Origin of the sequence: Stenotrophomonas sp. CFBP 13724 (genome assembly GCF_014841975.1) — a bacterium.
GTDB classification, from domain to species: Bacteria; Pseudomonadota; Gammaproteobacteria; order Xanthomonadales; family Xanthomonadaceae; genus Stenotrophomonas; species Stenotrophomonas lacuserhaii.
This window is the reverse complement of record NZ_JACYUW010000001.1, coordinates 1,439,106-1,460,394: the sequence shown is the minus strand read 5'-3', so window position 1 is coordinate 1,460,394 and position 21,289 is coordinate 1,439,106. Positions and strand designations below refer to the sequence as shown.

The 21,289-nt window shown below is 66.6% G+C and carries 20 protein-coding genes; 10 read left to right on the top strand and 10 right to left on the bottom strand.

The window, feature by feature from the left end:
• Nucleotides 1-64 precede the first annotated feature (64 nt).
• A complete protein-coding gene (locus tag IFT63_RS06325; RefSeq protein ID WP_042612930.1) occupies nt 65-643 on the top strand; it encodes a hypothetical protein in 579 nt (192 codons plus the stop codon).
• Nucleotides 644-647: 4 nt separating this feature from the next.
• Here IFT63_RS06325 and IFT63_RS06320 read toward each other — a convergent pair whose 3' ends face one another.
• The 4 genes from IFT63_RS06320 to IFT63_RS06305 form a co-directional block, all read right to left on the bottom strand.
• A complete protein-coding gene (locus tag IFT63_RS06320; RefSeq protein WP_192083574.1) occupies nt 648-920 on the bottom strand; it encodes a hypothetical protein in 273 nt (90 codons plus the stop codon).
• Entirely contained in the window at nt 917-2,230 is a 1,314-nt protein-coding gene (locus IFT63_RS06315; RefSeq protein ID WP_192083573.1) for a TFIIB-type zinc ribbon-containing protein, read from the bottom strand. Before IFT63_RS06315 ends, IFT63_RS06320 begins: the two co-directional genes overlap by 4 nt.
• A 19-nt stretch (nt 2,231-2,249) precedes the next feature.
• Nucleotides 2,250-3,398, bottom strand: a complete 1,149-nt coding sequence (locus IFT63_RS06310; protein WP_192083572.1) for an SPFH domain-containing protein — start codon at nt 3,396-3,398, stop codon at nt 2,250-2,252.
• A gap of 90 nt (nt 3,399-3,488) precedes the next feature.
• The gene (locus IFT63_RS06305; protein ID WP_042612926.1) at nt 3,489-3,764 is read right to left on the bottom strand and encodes a hypothetical protein; all 276 of its coding nucleotides are present in this window, start codon (nt 3,762-3,764) and stop codon (nt 3,489-3,491) included.
• Between the two features lie 135 nt (nt 3,765-3,899).
• Between IFT63_RS06305 and IFT63_RS06300 the strand changes: the two genes are divergently transcribed.
• A complete protein-coding gene (locus IFT63_RS06300) occupies nt 3,900-4,664 on the top strand; it encodes a CHAD domain-containing protein (protein ID WP_192083571.1) in 765 nt (254 codons plus the stop codon).
• A 126-nt stretch (nt 4,665-4,790) separates the two neighbouring features.
• Here the strand turns inward: IFT63_RS06300 and IFT63_RS06295 are convergent, their stop codons facing one another.
• Nucleotides 4,791-6,383 (bottom strand): SDR family NAD(P)-dependent oxidoreductase, encoded by a 1,593-nt coding sequence (locus IFT63_RS06295; protein ID WP_192083570.1) that lies wholly within the window; start codon nt 6,381-6,383, stop codon nt 4,791-4,793.
• Between the two features lie 218 nt (nt 6,384-6,601).
• Here IFT63_RS06295 and IFT63_RS06290 point away from each other — a divergent pair, with 218 nt between their 5' ends.
• Genes IFT63_RS06290 through IFT63_RS06265 form a run of 6 tightly spaced genes read left to right on the top strand, consistent with a single transcriptional unit; the run spans nt 6,602 to nt 13,485 of the window.
• Complete coding sequence (locus IFT63_RS06290; RefSeq protein ID WP_192083569.1) at nt 6,602-7,537, top strand: polyprenyl synthetase family protein; 936 nt, start codon at nt 6,602-6,604, stop codon at nt 7,535-7,537.
• Nucleotides 7,534-8,610, top strand: a complete 1,077-nt coding sequence (gene fni / locus IFT63_RS06285; RefSeq protein WP_197974222.1) for a type 2 isopentenyl-diphosphate Delta-isomerase — start codon at nt 7,534-7,536, stop codon at nt 8,608-8,610. The genes IFT63_RS06290 and fni overlap by 4 nt, the downstream gene beginning before the upstream one ends.
• Nucleotides 8,607-9,887, top strand: coding sequence for a glycosyltransferase (locus IFT63_RS06280; protein ID WP_192083568.1), 1,281 nt, complete (start codon nt 8,607-8,609; stop codon nt 9,885-9,887). Before fni ends, IFT63_RS06280 begins: the two co-directional genes overlap by 4 nt.
• Nucleotides 9,887-11,056 carry a lycopene beta-cyclase CrtY gene (gene crtY / locus IFT63_RS06275; protein WP_192083567.1) on the top strand — a complete coding sequence of 390 codons (1,170 nt, stop codon included), beginning with the start codon at nt 9,887-9,889 and terminating at the stop codon, nt 11,054-11,056. Before IFT63_RS06280 ends, crtY begins: the two co-directional genes overlap by 1 nt.
• Nucleotides 11,057-12,547 (top strand): phytoene desaturase, encoded by a 1,491-nt coding sequence (locus tag IFT63_RS06270; RefSeq protein ID WP_192083566.1) that lies wholly within the window; start codon nt 11,057-11,059, stop codon nt 12,545-12,547.
• A complete protein-coding gene (locus tag IFT63_RS06265; RefSeq protein WP_192083565.1) occupies nt 12,544-13,485 on the top strand; it encodes a phytoene/squalene synthase family protein in 942 nt (313 codons plus the stop codon). The genes IFT63_RS06270 and IFT63_RS06265 overlap by 4 nt, the downstream gene beginning before the upstream one ends.
• A gap of 35 nt (nt 13,486-13,520) precedes the next feature.
• Here the strand turns inward: IFT63_RS06265 and IFT63_RS06260 are convergent, their stop codons facing one another.
• A complete protein-coding gene (locus IFT63_RS06260; RefSeq protein ID WP_342450487.1) occupies nt 13,521-13,973 on the bottom strand; it encodes a sterol desaturase family protein in 453 nt (150 codons plus the stop codon).
• 128 nt (nt 13,974-14,101) lie between these two features.
• On the opposite strand from IFT63_RS06260, the gene IFT63_RS06255 reads away from it, so the two are divergent.
• Nucleotides 14,102-14,725, top strand: coding sequence for a DUF2585 family protein (locus IFT63_RS06255; protein WP_192083563.1), 624 nt, complete (start codon nt 14,102-14,104; stop codon nt 14,723-14,725).
• Between the two features lie 10 nt (nt 14,726-14,735).
• Here the strand turns inward: IFT63_RS06255 and IFT63_RS06250 are convergent, their stop codons facing one another.
• Together IFT63_RS06250 and IFT63_RS17525 are read right to left on the bottom strand one after the other, a co-directional pair.
• Nucleotides 14,736-14,897, bottom strand: coding sequence for a hypothetical protein (locus IFT63_RS06250; RefSeq protein WP_157825123.1), 162 nt, complete (start codon nt 14,895-14,897; stop codon nt 14,736-14,738).
• 113 nt (nt 14,898-15,010) lie between these two features.
• Nucleotides 15,011-15,574 (bottom strand): fasciclin domain-containing protein, encoded by a 564-nt coding sequence (locus IFT63_RS17525; protein WP_080335069.1) that lies wholly within the window; start codon nt 15,572-15,574, stop codon nt 15,011-15,013.
• A gap of 290 nt (nt 15,575-15,864) precedes the next feature.
• On the opposite strand from IFT63_RS17525, the gene IFT63_RS06240 reads away from it, so the two are divergent.
• Nucleotides 15,865-18,387, top strand: coding sequence for a glycoside hydrolase family 3 protein (locus IFT63_RS06240; protein ID WP_192083562.1), 2,523 nt, complete (start codon nt 15,865-15,867; stop codon nt 18,385-18,387).
• Nucleotides 18,388-18,502: 115 nt separating this feature from the next.
• Here the strand turns inward: IFT63_RS06240 and IFT63_RS06235 are convergent, their stop codons facing one another.
• Nucleotides 18,503-20,338 (bottom strand): glycoside hydrolase family 15 protein, encoded by a 1,836-nt coding sequence (locus tag IFT63_RS06235; RefSeq protein ID WP_249404346.1) that lies wholly within the window; start codon nt 20,336-20,338, stop codon nt 18,503-18,505.
• A gap of 28 nt (nt 20,339-20,366) precedes the next feature.
• Nucleotides 20,367-21,233 carry an SDR family oxidoreductase gene (locus IFT63_RS06230; RefSeq protein ID WP_192083561.1) on the bottom strand — a complete coding sequence of 289 codons (867 nt, stop codon included), beginning with the start codon at nt 21,231-21,233 and terminating at the stop codon, nt 20,367-20,369.
• Nucleotides 21,234-21,289 lie beyond the last annotated feature (56 nt).

Genomic DNA, 21,289 nt, shown 5'->3' with positions numbered 1-21,289 from the left:
CAAAACTGCCCCTGCATGCCACTATCATTCCCGCACGCGGCCTTGGCCAACGGAACGTATTTCAATGTCTGACATGCATCTGGTACTGCAGGAACTGTTCAAGGTCGGCCGGCTGGAGCGCCGCGAGATCACGCTGGTCGCCGCCCCGCGCACTTTCCCGATCTGGGATCGCGTGGAGAAGCTGCTGAAGATCAAGGGTCCCGAGCCCCGGACCCTGACGCGACACATGCTGTTTGATCTGTACCGGCTGTTTCCGCAGCTGAAGGGTGAGATCGAACTGACGCGTTACATCTACACGCTCGGCACCTTCAAGCCAGCCCGCGTGCCGGCCGATGGCTACCTGCTGGCGCGGCGCTCGGAGGTCGATGGCAGTGTCATTGCGATGTTCCATGCCCCCGCCGAACAGGTGCAGCAGGCGTGGACGGACGCCTTTGCCCCCGATGCCCCCGGTGCCTACGTGTCGCGGTTCATCGCGCCGGCCCTGCGCGCCCCGCTGCTGGCGGCCTACGGCGTGCCCGACGATGGCGGCAGTGAGTGCTTCCACGAACTGCACCCGTACGTGCTGGGCCACCGCGATCATTACCTCAAGACCTACGGCGTGGACATCGGGCCCGGGCACGCGGCAGACGACTCGACGGCGTGACGCGTCACGTCGGTCCGGCGTCCGGCGGCATTTTCTTCACCCGTTTCCGATGGTCCTGCACGTTGTCCCCGGTGATGCGCTTCTGCTCGGTGCCGGTCACCGTATGCAGCTTGCGGTCGTTGCCGGTCACCGGCTTGGCCGCCACGGCTGTCTCGCGCTCGAATGCATGGGACTTGTCCGTGTTGCGGTAGTAACGGAAAAGCGTCCAGTACAGCGCCGTCGCGCTGGCCGGACCCAGCGCAAGCAGCGCCACCAATCCACCCCCATCACTGCTCATAGCGTCATTCCCAGGAACCAGAGGACCGCGCCTTCGACGATCGTGCCCACGCCCAGCGCCGCCAGCAGCAGCTTCCAGTGCTGCACCGGCACACTGCCCATGGTTTCACCCGTGCGTCCGTTGACCGCGATGTAGTGCAGCATGCCCTTGCCGCGCTGGCGGTACGAATACAGCCAGACCGGCACATACATCGCCACCCAGCGCGACCCATGCACCTCGATTTTTTCCATGTCCCAACGCACGCCGCGGTCGTATCGCCGCACCGACGGTTCCAGCCTGGAGCGGGCGATCGACAGCAACTGGTCCTCCAGCCGCGGTCGCAGCTGTTCGATATCCACGTCGCGCTTTTCCGATGAATACCCCACCAGATAGGACGCGTTCCACTTCAGCGCATTCTTGGTGTCGAAGGGCAGGATGGTGTTGATGATGTTGTTGGTATTGGTCTGTATGTCCAGCCGGCCACGCCGGGCCGAAGACTCCAGCGGGAGGTCGTCGACGGTGAAATCGAGCTGGCGCTCCACCTGGTACACATCGGCGTCGTAGTAGGTCTTCTTGTTCTTCTCGGTACCGCGGGTATAACGCCGCGTCTCGATCTCGCCGTTGCCCACCACGCTGGCGCTGGCACTGCTGTCCACCACCATGTAGGGCAGGTACACGCCGATGACGTTCTCCGGCGTGAATTCGGTCTTGAAGGCCTTCAGCGCGAAGAAGCGCCGCTTGTCCACGAACTGGCGGATGCGCGCTACCGCATCGGTCTTGCTGACCTTGAACGGCAGCACTGCATCGGGCACGGCCCCGTTGGCCACCTGTTCGTTCACGCCGAATACGTGACGGCACCAATGGCAGCGCGCCGTCATCGTGCTCTCGGTGTTGATCGTGACTTCGGCGCCGCAGCCGCTGCATTTGAAGCTCATCAGGCTGGCGGCCCCGGCGTCGATATTCCGCGCGCCGGAGGCGATCACATCGCCACGCAGGTCCTCGATGCCCGTGCCCAGCCCGAAGGCCTCCTCGATCCGGTCGCCGTGCCATGCGTTGCGGCAGTACTGGCAGACCAGCACATCGGTGCCGAGCGCGTGGCGGATATCGCTGGATCCACATTTCGGGCAGCGATTGAGTCCATCCTTGTGCTCCGCAGCAGACGTGTCCAGGGCGACCGGATCCGGCGCCAGCAGTTCGTCACGGATCGGCGGGGGCAGGGTGGAGGGGTCCACCCCGAAACTGCCAGGCAGCGGCGGCATGTCCTGCGGCGATCCCGGGCCGGCCGGGGAAACCGCCCCGGGCAGGGGCGGTGGCTTTCTGGAGTCGGTCATCGTGGCGTCGCCTGGCGTCTTACAGTCCCAGTGCCTTGGCTTTCAGCTTGTCGTAGTCATCCTGGGTGATCAGGCCGAGATCGAGCAGTTCCTTCGCCTTCTTCAGCTGGGTCACCGTGTCATCGGCAGCCGCTGCGGCGGGCGCGACAGGCTGCTGCAGGCTGCCGGCACCGAACATCCCCGAGGCCATGCCGACGCCCACCAGCCCCGCTGCACCGCCGCTTTCGCCGGCCGACTGGATACCCTGCGCCACGCTGGCCTGCAGGTTGGAATTACCGCGTGCACCGGCCAACGCATCGGCGCGCTGCACGGTCTTGAGCAGCTCACGGGTGTTGGTGTCGTACTCGATGGAAACGATCGCGGTCTTGACGATGGCCAAGCCACGATCGGACTTCCACTGGTAACCCTGCTCAACTGCGCTGGACAGGCTCTGCGCGAAGCCGAGTGAATCCTGCTGCAGCTTGCTGATGCGGTTGCCTTTGCCTGGATCGTTGGTATACAGGCTGAAGGCCGGCGCCAGCGAGCCGACCACCTCGTTGAACAACTGGCTGGCGGCCGCATTGTCCAGGTCGGTGAAATCGAAAACCTGGCCGGGCTGGAGATAGCGTGCCGGAACGAAATTCTTCACGAACAGGATCGGATCCACGATCTTCAGCGTGTACGAACCGCGGGTCACCGCGCCGACCTGGGTGCCGAGGAAGCCGTCATCCCAGTAGATTTCCGACTGGGTGCCGAAGCGGTTGTCCGGCAGTTCCTTCAACGACACGAAAAAGGCTGCCTGCTGCGATCCCGGCTGGCCGCCGAACTTGAAGCGTTCCCAGCTCTGCCGGATCAGCGAACTGACCAGGCCGTCGCCGGCGAAGATCGACTGCGAGTTGATGTCATCCGATTCCCAGATGTAGCCGCCCGGCTCGGCGACGAATGCGGTGACCGCGCCATCCTGCAGCAGCAGCAGGCCATAGCCTTCGGGCACGACGATCTTCGAGCCGTTGCTGATGATGTGGTTGGACGCGCTGGTGTTGGAACCGCGCCCGGCATCGGTGCCACGCGGCGCCGCGGCAAACAGCGCTGCGGTGGAGGGCAGGCCGTTCGGCACCGTGTAGAAGTCCTTCCACTGGTCGGCCAGGACACCGCCCACCGCACCTGCCACCGCCTGTCGAAGACCCATGACAATTCCCTGTTGTTCGTGGACAGGCACCACGCCCGTCGTGCTCGTCCGACTATATCAGCCGGTGCAGCCGGGCGACACGCGCCGGCTTCAGGGCAGGTTGCACTGCATCTTGCCGTCCACGTAGTAGGGCTTGGGCACGTTCGGGTTGTCGCTGGTCTTTTCGAATACCACCTCGAACGAGCCCAGGTCCGGCGTCCCCTTGCGATCGGTGCAGGCGGCCTGCAGCTTCTGTTTGACGGCGGCGATGCCGGCTTCGCGGTTGGCCCCGTCGGCGCTGTTGGTGAGGTTGGCGAGCTCGGCGAAGGCAGCCGGGGAGGCGCCGAGCAGGCCGGCGGCGATCAGGGACAGGTGCAGCTTCTTCATGGACGCTCCTTGTGGTGGGGCGGGCGATCGGTGCCCGGCCAGCAGGATAGGGCGGCGGGGTTAAGATCCCGTGGACTGCAGGTGCCTACGGGGATCTCGGCTAGACTGCCGGGCAGTCGTGCTGCGGAGTACGCAATGCCTTCCACGGTGATCGGGGCCGCCGCCCGCCAACTGGTGCAGGAAGAATGCCTGGCGATTGCCAATGCGTTGGCGATGCGCTCGGATATCCATGTGGGCGTGCACAGCGCCCGCAAGGCGATCCGGCGTTTACGCGCGGTGCTGGCGCTGTTTGCAACCGACGAACCGCCACTGCAACGCAGCGACCGTGCGCTGCAGCGGCTGGGTCGTGGTCTTTCGGCGCTGCGCGATGCGCATGTGTTGGTGGATACCGCGCAATCCCTGCAGGACGGCGCTCCCGCCTCCGGCTGGGCCACTGTCATCACGCATCTGGCTGCCCGCCGTGACCGCCTGCTCCAGCGCGCCTATGCGGAGGATCCCGGATTCCAGAAGAAGCGGCGTGCGGTCCAGCGTGTCGGTCTGGAGCTGGATGCGCAGGGCTGGGAGCGGGTGAGCAAGGGGGATCTTAGGCGTGCCTTGGCCCGTAGCCGGCGCAGAGTGAAAAAAGCCGCCGCGCGTGCCCGCGACAGCGATGACCCGGAGGCACTGCATGACTGGCGCCGAAGGGTGCGTCGGCTGCGCATGCAGCTGGAGGCGATGGCCCGGCTGGACAGCGGCCTGGTCAAGGATCATTCCGGCAGTGACGGCGGGAAGCAGGCCAAGGGGCTGCACAGATTGAGCGACGCGCTGGGCCGGCAGCAGGACCTGCGATTGCTGCGCAACCACATGCGGGGCATGCCAGTACTGCAGGACAAAGCGGTGCTGATGGCGCTCGCGCGATGACAGGGCACCGGTAGCGCCAAGCCATGCTCGGCGAGCGAGGCGCCGAGCAACAGCGTAACGACCAGCGGTCGTCACCCACCCATGGCAGAAGCTGACGGCCAGCGGCCGTCACGACCGGGGCACGACTTACCAATCGGTAGGTGCGTAGTCCTTCAGGAACTGGCCCCACACATGCTCGCCCGTGTTGAAGCCATGGATGATCGGGTCGACGATACGCGCAGCGCCATCGACGATGTCCAGCGGTGGATGGAAGCGCTCTTCCTGCACCTTCTTGGCCGCGATGTCCGCCGGATCTTCGTCGGTCACCCAGCCGGTATCCACGCTGTTCATGTGGATGCCGTCGTTCTGGTAATCCGCCGCCGAGGTGCGGGTCATCATGTTCAACGCGGCCTTGGCCATGTTGGTATGCGGATGACGGGTGGTCTTGAAGTTGCGGTAGAACTGGCCTTCCATCGCCGATACGTTGACGATGTGCTTGTCACGCTCGGGCGTGGCCAGCATCAGTGGCTTCAGCCGTGCGTTGATGATGAACGGCGCGATGGCGTTGACCAGCTGGGTTTCCAGCAGCTCGACCGACGGCACTTCGGCCATCAGCAGGCGCCACGAATTACGACCCCGCAGGTCGACCTGCTGCAGGTCCTGGTCGAGCCGGCCTTCCGGGAACAGATGCTGCTGGCCGACCAGCTCGTCTTCCAGCAGGGCCACCTGGGACAGCTCGGCGGCGCGGGTCAGGCCATCGGCACCGTTGAGTCCCCGTTCCTGCACGGCCGGAAGCGCGATCGCCGAGGCGTCGCTCAGCAGCTCGGCGCCGCGAAGACCCTCGTAGTGGCCTACCAGCTTGCGCACGGTTTCGGGCAGTTCGTGCAGCGCGGCCGTTTCGCCGGCCATCATGTGCGCATAGAACTGCGGCGGCCGGCGCACCGTCTGGCAGGCATTGTTGATGATGAAGTCCAGTCGCTTGCGGGTGGCCAGCAGCTCACTGCAGAAGGCTTCCACGCTGGGGGTGTGGCGCAGGTCCAGGCCGTACACCTGCAGGCGATGGCCCCACACCGCGAAATCCGGTTCTTCGGCGTAGCGGGCAGCGGAATCACGCGGGAAGCGGGTGGTGACGATCAGTTCGGCTCCGGCGCGCAGCAGCTTCAGGCCCGCCTGGTAGCCGATCTTGACGCGCCCACCGGTGAGCAGCGCGACACGGCCGCGCAGGTCGGCGGTCTCGGTCCGCTTGTGGAAATTCAGCTCGGCACAGGCGGGGCACATCTGGTCATAGAAATGATGCAGCTGGGTGAACTTCTGCTTGCACACGTAGCAGTGGCGCAGCTCCGGCGAGTGCACGGGTTCGGCCGCAGCTTCGGCGCCTTCCCCATTGCGTGCGTCATGCAGGCCGGCCGCGTGCGGCGGGAAGTAGTTCGGCGTGCTGAAGACGGGCTTGCGGCGCAGCGTGCGGATGCCGGTCTGTTCCAACAGCGCCTCAGCCTTGCGCACCTTCTCCTGGTGGCGGACCTTTGCCTGCTGTTTGAGCATTGCCCGGCGCGCCTTGGGTTCGGGGTGATACACCTTGGCCACCACCTGGTGCAGGCGCACGCGGTCGGCCTCGGGCAGGGCGTCCAGCACGCTGCGGTCGGCTTCGATCGCCTCCAGCAGGTCCAGCGCGGCGCGCAGGCGGTCGGTCAGGGGCAGGTCGTCGGCCACGGGCGCGGCGGATGGGGCGGTGGTAGTCACATCGAATCCGGAAGGAAAGGCACGAGGCCAGGAATGGACAGCAGAGCGGTGACCGGCTCGATGCGGGTCCATGCTGTTGCGGGTCGGGCAGGGCCCGGACGGGGGCCATTGTCCCCGATTGGCAGGGGCGGGCGCCACTTCCATGACCCAGCCGCCAATGGCGGCGCCTTCACGCGGGATCGGTGAAGCTGAAGCCCGACCCAACCAGCGGCAACGGCATGACTCAGACGGCAATCAGGTGCCGCTCCATCCTCAGTGAGGTCACCCTCGGCGACGCCTCGCACAGCACTGGACCGGGGGTGGACCCGCGCAGGGTGCGCGAGCAGGTGCAGCAGCGGCTGGCCGAGCTGTTGCCGGCGGGTCCGGTGGGCGACCGGGTCTGCACTGCGATGCGCGAGTTCATGCTCACGGCCGGGAAACGGATGAGGCCGGTGTTGATGGTGATGGCGGCGCGCGGGATGGGCCACGCCGACGACGCAATCATCGATGTGGGCTGTGCGGTGGAGATGGTGCATGGCGCTTCGCTGATCCTCGATGACCTGCCCAGCATGGACAATGCGGAACTGCGACGGGGCCAGCCGACCGTGCATCGCCAGCATGGCGAGGACGTGGCCATCCTGGCTTCGGTCGCACTGTTGAGCCGAGCGTTCCAGGTGCTGGCGGAGCTGGAAGGCGTTCCTGCGCCGTTGCGGAGCGAACTGCTGGCGACGCTGGCGGCGGCGGTCGGCAGCCAAGGCCTGGTCTGTGGCCAGTTCAACGACCTGCATGGCAGCGAGGGAGCACGCGATGTGCAGGCCGTCCAGCGCACCAACGAACTCAAGACCGGCGCGCTGTTCAGCGCAGCGCTGGAAATGGCCGCGATGACCGCCGGCGCCAGTGCGCGTGCGCGCGCGATCGCACGGGACTGCGCCGTGGAACTTGGGCAGGCCTTCCAGCTGCAGGACGACCTGCGCGATGGCGACGACAGTGCGCTGTCCGGCAAGGACGGCGGAAAGGATGCGGGCAAGTGCACGCTGATAACGCTGCTCGGGCGCGAGGAAGTGCAGCGCCGCCTGCAGGCCCACCTGCAGCGGGCGTTCGCCCTGCTGGCAGAGCTTGATGGCCAGCATGACGACCTGGTCGCCTTCACCCGCCAGCACTTCCGCATCGCATGAGTGTCCCCGTCGCCAAGGGCGTGCCGCAGAGCGAGCTGGTCAAGCGCAAGAATGACCATCTGGATATCGTGCTTGATGAAGCGCGCGCGTGGCAGCGCGCCGAAACAGGCTTTGCCGCCTACCGTTTCGAGCACTGTGCGCTTCCCGAGCTTCATCTTGATGCCATCGACCTGCGTACCACGCTGCTGGGCCGGCCGTTGCGTGCGCCGCTGCTGGTGAGCTCGATGACCGGTGGCGCGCTGCGTGCAAGCCGGATCAATCTGCACCTGGTGGAAGCGGCACAGGAGCTGGGCATCGCGCTTGCCGTAGGCTCCCAGCGGGTTGCGCTGGAAACCGGACTGGACCATGGCCTGACCCATGAGTTGCGCCGCCGCGGGCCCGACGTACCCCTGCTCGCCAACCTGGGCGCTGCGCAGCTGCGCGGGAAGGGCATCGCGTTGGCGCAGCGCGCCGTGGAGATGATCGACGCCGATGCGCTGATCGTGCACCTCAACCCCCTCCAGGAGGCCGTGCAATCCGGAGGCGACCGTGACTGGTGCGGGATACTGGATGCGATTGCGGCGGTGACCGCCGCGCTGTCGGTGCCGGTGGTGGTAAAGGAGGTCGGCGCTGGAATTTCCGCTTCGGTGGCCAGGCAGCTGGTACAGGCCGGGGTGCAGGTCATCGACGTGGCCGGAGCCGGTGGCACCAGCTGGGCAGCGGTGGAGGGCGAACGGTCTCCGGATCCGCTCGGCCGGGAAATCGCCATGGCTTTCAGCGACTGGGGCATCCCGACCGCGCTTGCGCTGCGTGCCACCCGCGCGGCGCTGCCATCATTGCCGATCATCGCCTCCGGTGGCATCCGCGACGGGATCGATGCCGCCAAGGCCATCCGTCTTGGTGCCGACATGGTCGGCCAGGCCGCTTCCGTACTGACCAGTGCATTGGAGTCGACCGACGCGGTGGTCGATCACTTCCGGGCGGTGATCCGCCAGCTGCAGATCGTCTGTTTCTGCACCGGCAGTGCCGACCTGGCCGCGCTGGCGCGCGCGCCGATGTTCCTTGACGGCGAACTCCTGGATGCCCCGCCGTGAGCCACATCGGAATCATCGTACCGCCGTTTCCCAGCCACTGGCGCGCCATGCAGGCGCTCGGCCGTGGCCTGCAGCGGCAAGGGCATCGGGTGACTTTCTTCCATCAGCAGGATGCGGCGCGGCTGTTGTCGGACACCGCCCTCGGGTTTGTCGCGCTTGGGCAACAGACGCATCCGCCTGGATCGCTGGACGCGGTCCTGCGCCGCGCGGCCAACCCGGGCTCTCCCTGGGGCCTGAAGCGGGTCATTGCCGATCTTGCGCGGACCACGGACATGTTGTGCCGCGAGCTGCCGCAGGCGTTGTCGCTGGCTGGCGTTGACGCGCTCGTCTGCGATCAGATGGAGGCCGCCGGTGGCCTGGTCGCCGAGGCACGGCAGATGCCCTGGGTGTCGGTTGCATGTGCACTGCCGGTCAACCGCGAGCCAGGCATTCCGTTGCCGGTGATGCCCTGGTCCTGCTCCCATCGTCCACGCGATCTTGAGATACAGGCCGGCAGCACACGCGTATACGATCATCTGATGACGCCGCAGCGGCGGGTGATCGAGCACCATGCGGCGGCGTTCGGCCTGTCCCGGCGCGGCGCCCTGCATGAGTGCCTGTCGCCGTGGCTGCAGATCAGCCAGACGGTGCGGGATTTCGATTTCCCGCGCTCCGCCGGCGGCGACCAGCTGCAGCATGTGGGACCGCTGCGCGAGCCGATGCAGCAGGTGTTCGACGGCAGCGGACTGTCTGCCGGGCGACCCTTCGTATTTGCGTCGCTGGGCACTCTGCAGGGCCAGCGCGAGCGCACGTTCCAGCGGATAGCGCAGGCGTGTGCAAGCCAGGACGTACAGGTGCTCATCGCACACTGCGGCGGCTTGAGCACCCGGCAAGCGCAGGCCCTGCGTCGTCCAGGACAGGTCTGGGTGACCGACTTCGCCCCGCAGCAGGCGGTCCTGGAGCGGGCAGATGCGGTGATTTCGCACGCCGGGCTGAATACCGTGATGGATGCGTTCACCGCCGCCGTGCCGGTGCTGGCGCTGCCCATCGCCTTCGATCAGCCCGGCGTGGCCGCGCGGCTGGTGCACGCCGGCGCCGGCCTGAAGGCATCCCCCCGGTGGACCTCCTCGCGTGGGATGGGACGTGCGCTGCGGCGCCTGCTCGACGAGCCGGCGTTCGCCGCCCGTTCGGCCGAGCTGGGGCAGGCGATCCGCCAGGCCGGAGGCACCGACCGTGCCGTGGCGCTCATCGAAGGGGTGCTGCGCAGCGCCCCCCCCGGCATCGCGCACGTCGCCTGATGCACCACGATTACGACCTCATCCTGGTGGGCGGAGGCCTGGCCAACGGGCTTATCGCCCTGCGCCTGCAGTCGCTACGGCCGCAGTTGCGGGTGCTGCTGCTGGAAGCTGGCGACCGCCTGGGCGGCAATCACACATGGTCCTTCCACCAGCACGACCTGGAGCCATCCCAGTGGGCGTGGGTCGCCCCGCTGGTGTCGCATCGCTGGCAGGGGCAGCAGGTCCGGTTTCCCGGGCACCGCCGGCAGCTGCGCGCCGGCTATGCCAGCATCCTGACGGAAACGTTCGACGCTTGCCTGCGTGAGCGCCTGGGCACGGCGGCGTGCTGTGGCAGCCGTGTGGTGGACATCGGGCCTGGGCAGGTCCGCTTGGCCGATGGACGCACGTTGCACGCCGGCGCGGTCATCGACGGCCGCGGCCCTTCGGCGACCCCGCACATGACCCTGGGCAGACAGGCTTTCCTCGGTCAGGTCGTGCGCACCGCGGTGCCGCATGGGCTGCGCTTGCCGATCATCATGGATGCGGACGTAGCGCAGGGCGAGGGGTACCGGTTCGTGTACACCCTGCCGTTCGCCGAGGATCTGCTGCTGATCGAAGACACCCATTACGTGGACGGTGTGGGCCCGTCGGCGGCGCAGTTCCGCGAAAACATCGCCGACTACGCGCGGGCGCAGGGCTGGGACATACAGCAGGTGCTGCGTGAAGAGCAGGGCGTGTTGCCAATCACCCTCGCAGGGGACCTCAGCGCCTTCCATGGCGCGCTTGGTGGCCAACCCAGCGTGGGCCTGCGTGCCGGCCTGTTCCACCCGACCACGGGCTATTCGCTGCCCGAAGCCGTGCGCCTGGCCGAGCACGTGGCGCAGCTACCACGGCTGGACGCGCCGTCGCTGTCTGCCTCGCTGCAGCGCTACGGCCGCCAACGCTGGCAGCAGCAGGGCTTCTTCCGGATGCTCAACCGCATGCTGTTCCTGGCCGGCCCCGCCAACCGGCGCTGGACGGTCATGCAGCGCTTTTACTCCCTGCCTGAGCCGCTCATCGAACGCTTCTACGCCGGCAGGCTCCGCTGGGCCGACAAGCTGAGACTGCTTTCCGGCAAGCCGCCGGTGCCGCTGGCGGAAGCGGCTCGAGCGGTGCTTGCCTCGCATGCTTCTCTGCAAAGGAATTCCTGAATGCCCACGCCCAAACGCGCCGTCGTCATCGGTGCCGGATTTGGTGGACTTGCGCTTGCCATCCGCCTGCAGGCCGGTGGCTGCCAGACCACGCTGCTGGAAAAACGAGACAAACCCGGCGGTCGCGCCTATGTGTATGAGGACGACGGCTTCACTTTCGATGCAGGGCCCACCGTCATCACCGACCCCTCCGCGCTGGAGGAGCTGTTCACCCTGGCTGGCCGCAGGATGTCCGACTACGTCGAGCTGCTTCCGGTGGATCCGTTCTACCGGCTCGGCTGGGAGGACGGGACGCGGTTCGACTATGTCAACGACCAGCAGTCGCTGGAACGTCAGATACACGCCCTGCAGCCCGACGATGTCGAAGGCTACCGGCGCTTCCTGGCGTACTCGCGCGCCGTGTTCAAGGAGGGGTATCTCAAGCTTGGAGCCGTCCCGTTCCTGTCCTTCCGTGACATGCTGGCAGCCGCACCGCAGCTGGCGCGTCTGCAGGCGTGGCGCAGCGTCTACGGCATGGTGTCCCGCTTCATCAAGGACGACCACCTGCGGCAGGCGTTCTCGTTCCACTCACTACTGGTGGGCGGAAACCCGTTTGCGACCTCATCGATCTACACCCTGATCCACGCGCTGGAGCGCGAGTGGGGAGTGTGGTTTCCTCGCGGCGGAACCGGCGCACTGATACGCGCGATGGTGCGCCTGTTCCAGGATCTCGGCGGTGAGCTGAAGTTGAACGCCGATGTGGCCCGCATCGAGGTGGAGGCCAACCGTGCCTGCGCGGTGACGCTGCAGGACGGGGAGCGGATCGAGCTGGACATGCTGGCATCCAATGCCGATGTCGTGCATACCTACCGGCAGTTGCTTGGCCACCACCCGCGTGGCGCCGCCCACGGCAGGAAGCTCGCCGGAAAGCGTTCCAGCATGTCCCTGTTCGTACTGTATTTCGGCCTCAAGACGCGTCACGAAGACCTGCGCCATCATACCGTCTGCTTCGGCCAGCGATATCGCGGCCTGATCGATGAGATCTTCAACGGCGACAAGCTGGCCGAGGATTTCTCGCTGTACCTGCACAATCCCTGCGTCACCGATGCGTCGCTGGCGCCACCCGGGTGCAGCAGCCTGTACGTGCTGGCACCGGTGCCGCATCTGGGTAACGCTGACATCGATTGGGACGTGGAGGGGCCGCGCTACCGCGAACGGATCTTCGACTATCTGGAGAAATACTACATACCCGGGCTGCGCGAAGACCTGGTGACCAGCCGCTTCATGACACCCTTTGATTTCCGCGACACGCTCAACGCGCACCACGGCTCGGCGTTCTCGCTGGAACCGGTGCTCACCCAGAGCGCCTGGTTCCGTCCGCACAACCGCGACAGCACCCTGGCCAATCTCTATCTGGTCGGGGCGGGCACGCATCCCGGCGCCGGGGTGCCCGGCGTGGTGGCATCGGCCAAGGCGACCGCGGGCCTGATGCTGCAGGAGGCGGGGCGGTGACCGATGCGCTCGAACGCCAGGCGCGCGTGACCATCAGCCGGGGTTCGAAGAGTTTCGCCGTTGCATCACGGGTGTTCGATGCACGCACCCGGCGCGGGGCGACCCTGCTGTACACCTGGTGCCGTCACTGCGACGACGTCGTGGACGGGCAGGTCCTGGGCCATCGCGGTGTCCCGGCGTCGGCTTCGGACCCCGGCGCGGCGCTGGCCGAACTACGCCGTTGCACTGCGCTGGCCTACCAGCAGCCCCTCCTGCAGGACCCACCCTTTGCCGCCCTGCAGGAAGTGGTTCGTACGTTTGCGATTCCGGCCCGGCATGCGCAGGCGCATCTGGACGGCTTTGCAATGGATGTGGCGGGACGCGAGTACCGCACCTTCGACGACACCCTGGAGTACTGCTATCACGTTGCCGGCGTGGTGGGCATCATGATGTGCCACATCATGGGTCCGACCGACCCCGCCGTGCTTGACCGTGCCGCCGACCTGGGATTGGCGTTCCAGCTGAGCAACATCGCGCGCGACGTGGTGGAGGATGCCCAGGCAGGGCGTTGCTACCTGCCCGTCGACTGGCTGGAACAGGCGGGGTTGAACCCGCGCAACCACGCCGATCAGGCGCACCGGCAGGCGCTGGCGGGCGTCGTGGCGCGTTTGCTGGAATCGGCCGAGACCTACTACGCCTCCGCGCTGAAGGGGCTGCCCGCCCTGCCTGCGCGCTCTGCCTGGGCCGTGGCCACCGCGCACGGCATCTACCGCGAAATCGGCCTTCATGTGCGCGCCCGCGGCCCTGCGGCATGGGATCATCGGGTATCCACCTCGACCGGCGACAAGCTTCGCCTGCTGCTACGAGGCGCATACCAGGCGCGCGCGTCGCGCGGTGAAGGGGTCGCTGCGGCGCAGGGCAGGCCGGCGTTCCTGTGGCAACGGCCCGGGCGCGCCTGATGGCCGCAGCATCGCACCGGCGTGCCTACCTGGGATCACGGCCGCGGTTCGCGTTTCCTGCCCACGCGGCCGCCGTGCAGGCGCTGCAGCTCGCGCTTCAAGCGGTCCACCGGCGGCGCCCACAGGAATCCGAACGACACGCACCCCTCGCGGCCCTGCACCGCATGGTGCATCCGGTGGGCTTGGTAGAGCCGTTTGAGGTAGCCGCGGCGCGGCGCATTGCGGAACAGCCAGCGCCGATGCACCAGGCCATCATGGGCGATGAAATAGAGCATCCCGTACCCGGTCATGCCCGCGCCTACCCATTCCAGCGGATGCCAGCCGCGCGTGCCGAGGTAGATCAGTACGATGGCGATCGCGGCGAACACGACCGCGTAAAGATCATTTCGCTCGAAGCGTCCCGTGCGCGGCTCATGGTGCGACCTGTGCCAGCCCCAGCCCCAGCCATGCATGACATGCCGGTGCACCAGCGTGGAAAACACCTCCATTCCCGCGAGAGTGGAAAGAAACACCAGCGTATTGACCAGAGGACTCACGGTATGCGGGCGGCAACGGGACAGGGAGGCCACTCTAGCAAACGCCCATGCGAGGCCAGTGAGGGAAGTGCAGCGCCTTGATGAACAGGCCCGATTCCACCACCGGCCACGACTATCCGGGACGCGCTGATGCCTGGCTGCGCGCCTGTTTCGCACAACGCACCACCGCTACGGGCGCACTGCTGGCGGTCCACCTGCTGTGGCTGCTCAGCGCCGGGCGCCCCTGGGGATGTATCGGCGGAGACACCTTCGCCTGGCAGCCAGGATCCGGCATTGCGCACAATTCGCAGCATCTGGCGGACTGGTATGCCTTGCTGCATGCCGGCTTCGGCATCGGCTTGGCCTGGGCGCTGCGCACGCTGCGGCCGCTTTGGCAACGGCGGGACGCCGGGCTGGTCGCGTTGGCCTGCAGCACGGTGTGGGAGGTCGTGGAAAACACGCCCTTTGTCATCTCGCTGCTGGACAACACGACCAACATGGCGCCGGATTACAGCGGTGACAGCGTCGTCAACTCGCTTGCCGATACCGGGTGGGTCCTGCTGGGCTTCTGGTTGGCCTGGCGGCTGCCGGGGCGATGGGCACTGGCCGTGATCGTGCTGCTGGAACTGACGGTGTCGCTGGCCATCGCGGACGGGTGGGTACTCACCGCATTTCGACTGCTCGCCGGCCTGCTCGGGCGCGACGCGGTGGCGCTGGTGGACTGAGGCGCCGCGTTCAACGCCCGGGCTGCTGCGCCGCCCCTTTCTTGTCCACGTGTTTGCCAGGTTCCTGCGGCGTATCGGGATTGCCGTTGCGCGACAGCCAGATGCACGATGGCCCCACCATCGCCAGGATGCCGATCACCACGATCAACAGGAGCTTGGTACTCTTTTTCATGCCACTACCTGCGTCCAGACTGTGCCCTGAGAATAGGCAGGGCAGCGTCAGTTTGATGTGTTCGCGGCATGCCCGGCGCGGACGCCGGATGGCGCCCGCCCGGCCATGCAACCTTACTTCGGCATCAGTACGGTATCGACGACGTGGACCACGCCGTTTGACTGCATCACGTCAGCGGTACTGACCGACGCCTTGCCTCCCTTGCTGTCCACGATCCAGAGCTTGCCCTGGTGCAGCTTGAAGGTCAGCGGCTCCCCTTGGACGGTGGCAAGCGTGGCGGCCCCGCCTTGCCGGGTAGCCGCCGCGGTCAATTCGGCGGCGGTGTGTTTGCCGGGGACGACGTGGTACGTCAGGATTTTCGACAGGGCGGCCTTGTTTTCGGGTTTGACCAGCGTATCCACGGTACCGGCCGGGAGCTTGTTGAAGGCGGCGTTGGTGGGAGCGAACACGGTAAACGGGCCCGGGCCGCTGAGGGTTTCCACCAGGCCGGCAGCCTTCACCGCCGCAACCAGCGTGGTGTGGTCCTTCGACGCGCTGGCGTTCTCGACAATGGTCCTGGTGGGCTCCATCGGTGCGCCGCCGACCATCGGCGGATCGGCGGCAAAGGCGGGCGCTGCGATGGACCCGAGAACGACAAGGCCGGTGGCGAGGGCGAGCTTCCTGATAGTGGCTTGCACGGTGCGTCTCCTGTTCGTCCCTCGGATGAGGGGGTACTTCAGATACGCGGCAGACGGCGCGCTGGATGCAGTCGCGTGCAACTTTGTTTTTCCCGCAGGCGCCGACCTCCCGCCACGGCCATGCTGCGACGCAGCGTACCGGCTCCGATCCACGGCCCACGGTCTACGCCGCACAAGGGGTGTGCTACGCATGGCAGCTTCGCCGTTGACAGCGTTGTCAATCCGGACATAGAAATGTTCCTGCGTAGCGCCCGCGCGCACTGTCCTGATTCGAAAGGAATTCGTCGATCATGAAGTCCCTGAAGCCCCTGTTGTTGTGCGCCGCCTTGGCACTGGCGTGCAGCAGCACTGCCCATGCTGCCACGCCCGCCGGCCAGATCCATCCATCGCAGTGGCCGCAGCCGAGCTGGCCGCTGCCCACCGACCCGGCCATCGAGCGCCGCATCGACGACCTGATGGCGAAGATGAGCGTGGAAGAAAAGGTGGGCCAGATCGTGCAGGCCGACATCGGCAGCATCACCCCGGCGGAGGTCAGGAAGTATCGCCTCGGCTCGGTCCTGGCCGGCGGCGGGTCCGATCCGGGTGGGCGCTACAACGCCAGGCCGGCCGAATGGTTGGCGCTGGCCGATGCCTACTGGGAAGCGTCGATGGACACCAGCGGCGGCGGCCATGCGATCCCGATCATCTGGGGGATCGATGCAATGCACGGACAGAGCAACGTCGTCGGTGCCACGTTGTTCCCGCACAACATCGGCCTGGGCGCGACGCGCAACCCGGACCTGCTGCGCGAGATCGCCCGCATCACCGCGGCCGAAACCCGCACCACCGGCATGGAGTGGACCTTCGCACCGACTGTTGCGGTACCCCAGGATGACCGCTGGGGCCGCGCCTACGAGGGCTATTCCGAGGATCCGGCGCTGGTCGCCAGCTATGCCGGCGTGTTCGTCGAGGGGCTGCAGGGCAAGGCCGGCGCGGCCGACTTCCTCGACGACCACCACGTGATGACCACGGTCAAGCACTTCCTGGGCGACGGCGGCACCACCAACGGCAAGGACCAGGGCGATACCACCGTCACCGAAGCGCAGTTGCGTGACATCCACGCCGCTGGCTACGTGCCGGCGATCGCGGCTGGCGCACAGTCGGTGATGGCCTCGTTCAACAGCTTCCACGGCGAGAAGATGCACGGCCACAAGCCGCTGATGACCGATGTCCTGAAAGGCCAGATGAACTTCGGTGGCTTCGTGGTCGGCGACTGGAACGGCCACGGGCAGGTGAAGGGCTGCACCAATACCGACTGCGCGCAGACCTATATCGCCGGCATGGACATGGCGATGGCGCCGGATACCTGGAAGGGGCTGTATGAAAGCACCGTAAAGCATGTCAAGGACGGCACGTTGCCGATGGCACGACTCGACGATGCGGTACGCCGCATCCTGCTGGCCAAGATGCGCATGGGGCTGTTCGAAAAGCCCAAGCCGTCCGCGCGCGCACTCGGTGGCAAGTTCGAACTGCTTGGTTCGCCGGAACATCGCGCCGTGGCGCGGCAGGCCGTGCGTGAATCGCTGGTGCTGCTGAAGAACCAGGGCGGACTGCTGCCGCTGTCGCCGAAGCAGCGCGTGCTGGTTGCGGGTGATGGTGCCGACAGCATGACCAAGCAGACCGGCGGCTGGACACTGACCTGGCAGGGTGATGGCACCAAACGAGACGACTTCCCCAACGCCGATACCCTGTGGGACGGGCTGGAGGCCCAGGTGCAGGCGGCCGGCGGCAACGCCGAGCTGGCCCTGGACGGCGCGTACAGAACCAAGCCCGACGTCGCCATCGTGGTGTTTGGCGAGGACCCGTATGCCGAGTTCCAGGGCGACCTGCCGGACCTGATGTTCAAGGGCGGCCGGTCGGGTGACTTGGAGCTGATCCGCAAGCTGAAAGCCGACGGCATTCCGGTCGTGGCGGTCTTCATCAGCGGGCGTCCGCTGTGGTTGAACCGCGAGATCAATGCCGCCGACGCCTTCGTTGCCGCATGGCTGCCGGGATCGGAAGGTGCAGGCGTGGCCGATGTGCTGCTGCGTGGGCCCGATGGCAAGCCGCAGCATGATTTCAGCGGCAAGCTCAGTTTCTCCTGGCCGCGCCGTGCCGACCAGTACGCCAACAACGTGGGCCAGCCGGGTTATGACCCGCAGTTCGCGTTCGGCTACGGGCTCACCTATGCAGATAACGGCGACCTGCAGCCACTCTCGGAAGAGCCAGGAATCGACCCGACCCAATCGCGCACCAGCACCTGGTTCGACCGCGGCGTGGCCGCGACCGGGCTCACGCTGCGCCTGACCGGCGCCGATGGGGAGGCGATGGATATCGTGCACCCCAACGCCACCACGGCGGATGGTTCGGTCGCCATGACCGCGATCAACACGGAGGTGCAGGAAGGCGGGCGCCAGTTCAGCTTCGCCGGGAACGGCTTGATCGAACTGCGGGCCAATGCACCGCTGGACCTTGATCGCGAAACGAATGGCGACGTTTTCGTGATTGCAACGCTGCGGGTCGATACGCTGCCTGCCGGTGCTCCGGTGAGCTACCTCGCGACGAGCGGGAAGACCACGCGCCGTGAAGTATCGATCAGCAAGGCGCTGACTGCGGCCAAGGTGGGCGAGTGGACCCGTGTGGGCGTGCCGCTGCGCTGCTTGCGCAGTGCCGGGGTGGACATGAAGCAGGTCGATATCCCGATGGCCCTGCAGGCCGGCAACGGCGTGCGCCTGTCGCTGGCAACGGTCGCCATCGGAACGGATTACGACCAGAAGGTGACCTGCGCCGAGTGAGCCCATGTCCGGGTTTTTGCGACCATGGGTCGGCGCCACCTGGGAATCCGCCCGGATTCGGTAGCGCCGAGCCATGCTCGGCGGCTGTTCGCGGGTCGTCGCTACGCGTGCATCGTCATTGGCCGTCGAGGGAGAACGCCGCGTGCACCAGGGCCAGGTGGCTGAGGCCCTGTGGCGTGTTTCCCAGCCCCTGATCGGCCGCAGGATCCCACATTTCCGGCATCAGCCCGACATCGTTGCGCACACGCCGCAGCAGCACGTCGAACAGCCGCTGTGCCTCGTCCGCTTCGTCCAACAGCCCATACGCTTCCACCATCCAGAATGCGCAACTGATGAAGGTGCCTTCGCAGTCCTGCATTCCGCTGTAGCGCCACAGCAGGTCACCGCTGGGATCAGCCAGCTCCTGCCGGATGGCCTCGCGGGTGGCGATGAAGCGCTCCCTGCGAACCTCAGCCAGTCCGAACCGGCAGGCCAGCATCAGGCTCGCATCCAGGCGGTCACTACCTGGGTGCATGACATACGCCTGCCGCCCATCATCCCAGCAGTGCTCATCCACCCACGTCAGGATACGCTCGGCCTCGCGCTGCCAGCGTGGCAGGCAGGCCTGGCTCAGGTGGCCCTGTCCGGCCATCTCGCAGGCCCGACGCAGTGCCATCCAGCATTCCACCTTCGACATCGTGTAGTGCTGCAGGTCCTCCAGTTCCCAGAAGCCGTGGTCCCTGCGCATCCAGCCTTCGGCACATTCGTCGGCCAGATCGAACAGCAGTTGCGCGGTGGCAGGATCCAGCACGTGGCCGGCACCCACCATGCGGCTGGCCATTTCCATGACATCGCCGTAGGTGCAGGTCTGCAGCTGGTCGGTGGCGGTGTTGCCCACCCGTACCGGTTGGCTGCCGCGGTACCCCGGAACGTCGATGGTGCGCTCTTCCTCCACGCGCTCGCCGCGCAGGGTATAGCAGGGCGATAGACCCGGCTGGTGGCGCCCGATGGTGGTCATCAGCCAGCTGAAACCGGCCTTGGCGTCGGGCATCGCGCCCACGCGCAGGAAGGCCTTGATGACGTACGCCGCATCGCGCACCCACGCATAGCGGTAATCCCAGTTCTTGTCGCCGCCGATACGCTCAGGCAACGATGCGCTGACTGCCGCGGCAATCGCCCCGGTCGGCGCGAACCACAGGAACTTCAATGCCAGGGCCGAGCGGATGACATCAATGCGATGACTGCTCTCGAACTGCAGGTCAGCGACCCATTGCTGCCATTCGCGGTCGGAGCGATCGATCCGTGTGTCGATGTCCTGCAGCGGCGGCACCGGCAGCACCTCGTCCTGTGACGCGAGCAGGGCGATGAGCGCCTTGTCGCCCGCCTCAACCGTCAGATGCCCGGACACGGCTCGGTCGTCGCACTCGCTGATCTGTACCCCTTCGGAGTACCGCAGCATCGTCATCACCGGGCCCACATGGTGCACGCAGCCATTGGGTGTATCGCTCATCCAGGGAGTGCGCGTACCGGCCAAGGTACCTGGCTGGTAGCGCAGGTCGAACGTCACCGCACCGTCCACCCCTTCGATGCGCCGGGCCAGTTCGGACCACGGCAGGCGTCCGGCTGGCCCACTGTTCAGCGATTCGGTGATCCGCGCCCGGCCGGAGGCGGTCTGCACCACCGTCTCCAGCACATTGCTATCGGGCCGGTAACGCCGCTGCACGCGGTGCACGTCACGTGCCTGTAGTACGAAGCGGCCGCCTGCAGGCGCATCGAGCAGGCGGTCAAACAACGGTGGCGCGTCCAGGCAGGGTGCGCACCACCAATCGATGCTGCCATCGGGCGCGATGAGCGCGCTGGAGCGCCCATCGCCGATGGCCGCATAGGCATGGATCGGTACGAAGCCGTCCGCATCCCGTTTGGTGCTTGGATGCGAAACCGTGCCGGGCATCACCATCGGCGCGGTCCGCATCGCATCGCGCCGTGCTCCGGGAGCGTCATCACAGGGTGACCGCACCGCCGGAGATTGTAAGCAGTGCACCGGAGGTGTAGCTGGCACTGTCGGCCGCCAGCATCACGTACGCAGAAGCCAGCTCCGCTGGCTGCCCCGGACGGCCGAACGGGGTCTGGCTGCCGAACTGCTGCACTTCCTCGGCGGCCATGCCGGCCGGGATGAACGGCGTCCAGATCGGGCCCGGCAGTACCGCATTGACCCGGATCCCTTTCTCCGCCAGCAGGCCGGCCAGCCCGATCGTGAGGTTGGCGAGAGCGCCCTTGGTGGCCGAGTAGGGCAGGATGTTCGGCGTCGGCTTCTTCGAGTTGACCGAGGCGGTATTGATGACCGAGCCTCCGTCCTTCAGATGCGGCACGGCCAGCCGGGTCAGGTTGAAGACCGCATGCACATTGGTGTCGAAGGTCTTGCGCCAGTCGTCCAGCGTGATGTCATCGAAGGACTCGTAGTAGCGCTGGTAGGCGGCGTTGTTGACCAGGATATCCAGCCCGCCCAGCTCGCGCGTGGCATGCTGGATCAGCTCTTCGGCCTGTGCGTCGTCACTGATGTCGCAAGGGCAGAGTACCGCCTTCTGGCCCGCCTGTTCGATCAGTGCGGCAATGGTATCGGCGTCTTTCTCCTCGCCGTGCAGGAAGGCGATGGCCACGTCCGCCCCTTCGCGGGCGTAGGCGATGGCAACTGCGGCGCCGATCCCACTGTCGCCGCCGGTGATCAGCGCCTTCTTGCCTTTCAGCAGCCCGTGCCCGACATAGCTTTCCTCGCCGTGGTCTGGCCGTGGCTCCATTTTGTCCGTCTTGCCGGGAAAGGACTGCTGCTGGGCTTTGAACGGGGGTTTGGGATAGTTGGGTGCAGGCATTGGCAGGCAATCCGTCGGGGAGTGAGCCTGCAGTCTGGCGAGGGGCCGGTAAATAA

Coding starts and splice junctions, on each gene's coding strand:
- IFT63_RS06325 (WP_042612930.1), top strand. CDS start 65: ATGTCTGACATGCATCTGGTACTGCAGGAACTGTTCAAGGTCGGCCGG.
- IFT63_RS06305 (WP_042612926.1), bottom strand. CDS start 3,764: ATGAAGAAGCTGCACCTGTCCCTGATCGCCGCCGGCCTGCTCGGCGCC.
- IFT63_RS06255 (WP_192083563.1), top strand. CDS start 14,102: ATGAACAGGCCCGATTCCACCACCGGCCACGACTATCCGGGACGCGCT.
- IFT63_RS06240 (WP_192083562.1), top strand. CDS start 15,865: ATGAAGTCCCTGAAGCCCCTGTTGTTGTGCGCCGCCTTGGCACTGGCG.
- IFT63_RS06260 (WP_342450487.1), bottom strand. CDS start 13,973: ATGGAGGTGTTTTCCACGCTGGTGCACCGGCATGTCATGCATGGCTGG.
- IFT63_RS06270 (WP_192083566.1), top strand. CDS start 11,057: ATGCCCACGCCCAAACGCGCCGTCGTCATCGGTGCCGGATTTGGTGGA.
- IFT63_RS06230 (WP_192083561.1), bottom strand. CDS start 21,233: ATGCCTGCACCCAACTATCCCAAACCCCCGTTCAAAGCCCAGCAGCAG.
- IFT63_RS06320 (WP_192083574.1), bottom strand. CDS start 920: ATGAGCAGTGATGGGGGTGGATTGGTGGCGCTGCTTGCGCTGGGTCCG.
- IFT63_RS06300 (WP_192083571.1), top strand. CDS start 3,900: ATGCCTTCCACGGTGATCGGGGCCGCCGCCCGCCAACTGGTGCAGGAA.
- IFT63_RS06315 (WP_192083573.1), bottom strand. CDS start 2,230: ATGACCGACTCCAGAAAGCCACCGCCCCTGCCCGGGGCGGTTTCCCCG.
- IFT63_RS06290 (WP_192083569.1), top strand. CDS start 6,602: ATGACTCAGACGGCAATCAGGTGCCGCTCCATCCTCAGTGAGGTCACC.
- crtY (WP_192083567.1), top strand. CDS start 9,887: ATGCACCACGATTACGACCTCATCCTGGTGGGCGGAGGCCTGGCCAAC.
- IFT63_RS06310 (WP_192083572.1), bottom strand. CDS start 3,398: ATGGGTCTTCGACAGGCGGTGGCAGGTGCGGTGGGCGGTGTCCTGGCC.
- IFT63_RS06250 (WP_157825123.1), bottom strand. CDS start 14,897: ATGAAAAAGAGTACCAAGCTCCTGTTGATCGTGGTGATCGGCATCCTG.
- IFT63_RS06235 (WP_249404346.1), bottom strand. CDS start 20,338: ATGCGGACCGCGCCGATGGTGATGCCCGGCACGGTTTCGCATCCAAGC.
- fni (WP_197974222.1), top strand. CDS start 7,534: ATGAGTGTCCCCGTCGCCAAGGGCGTGCCGCAGAGCGAGCTGGTCAAG.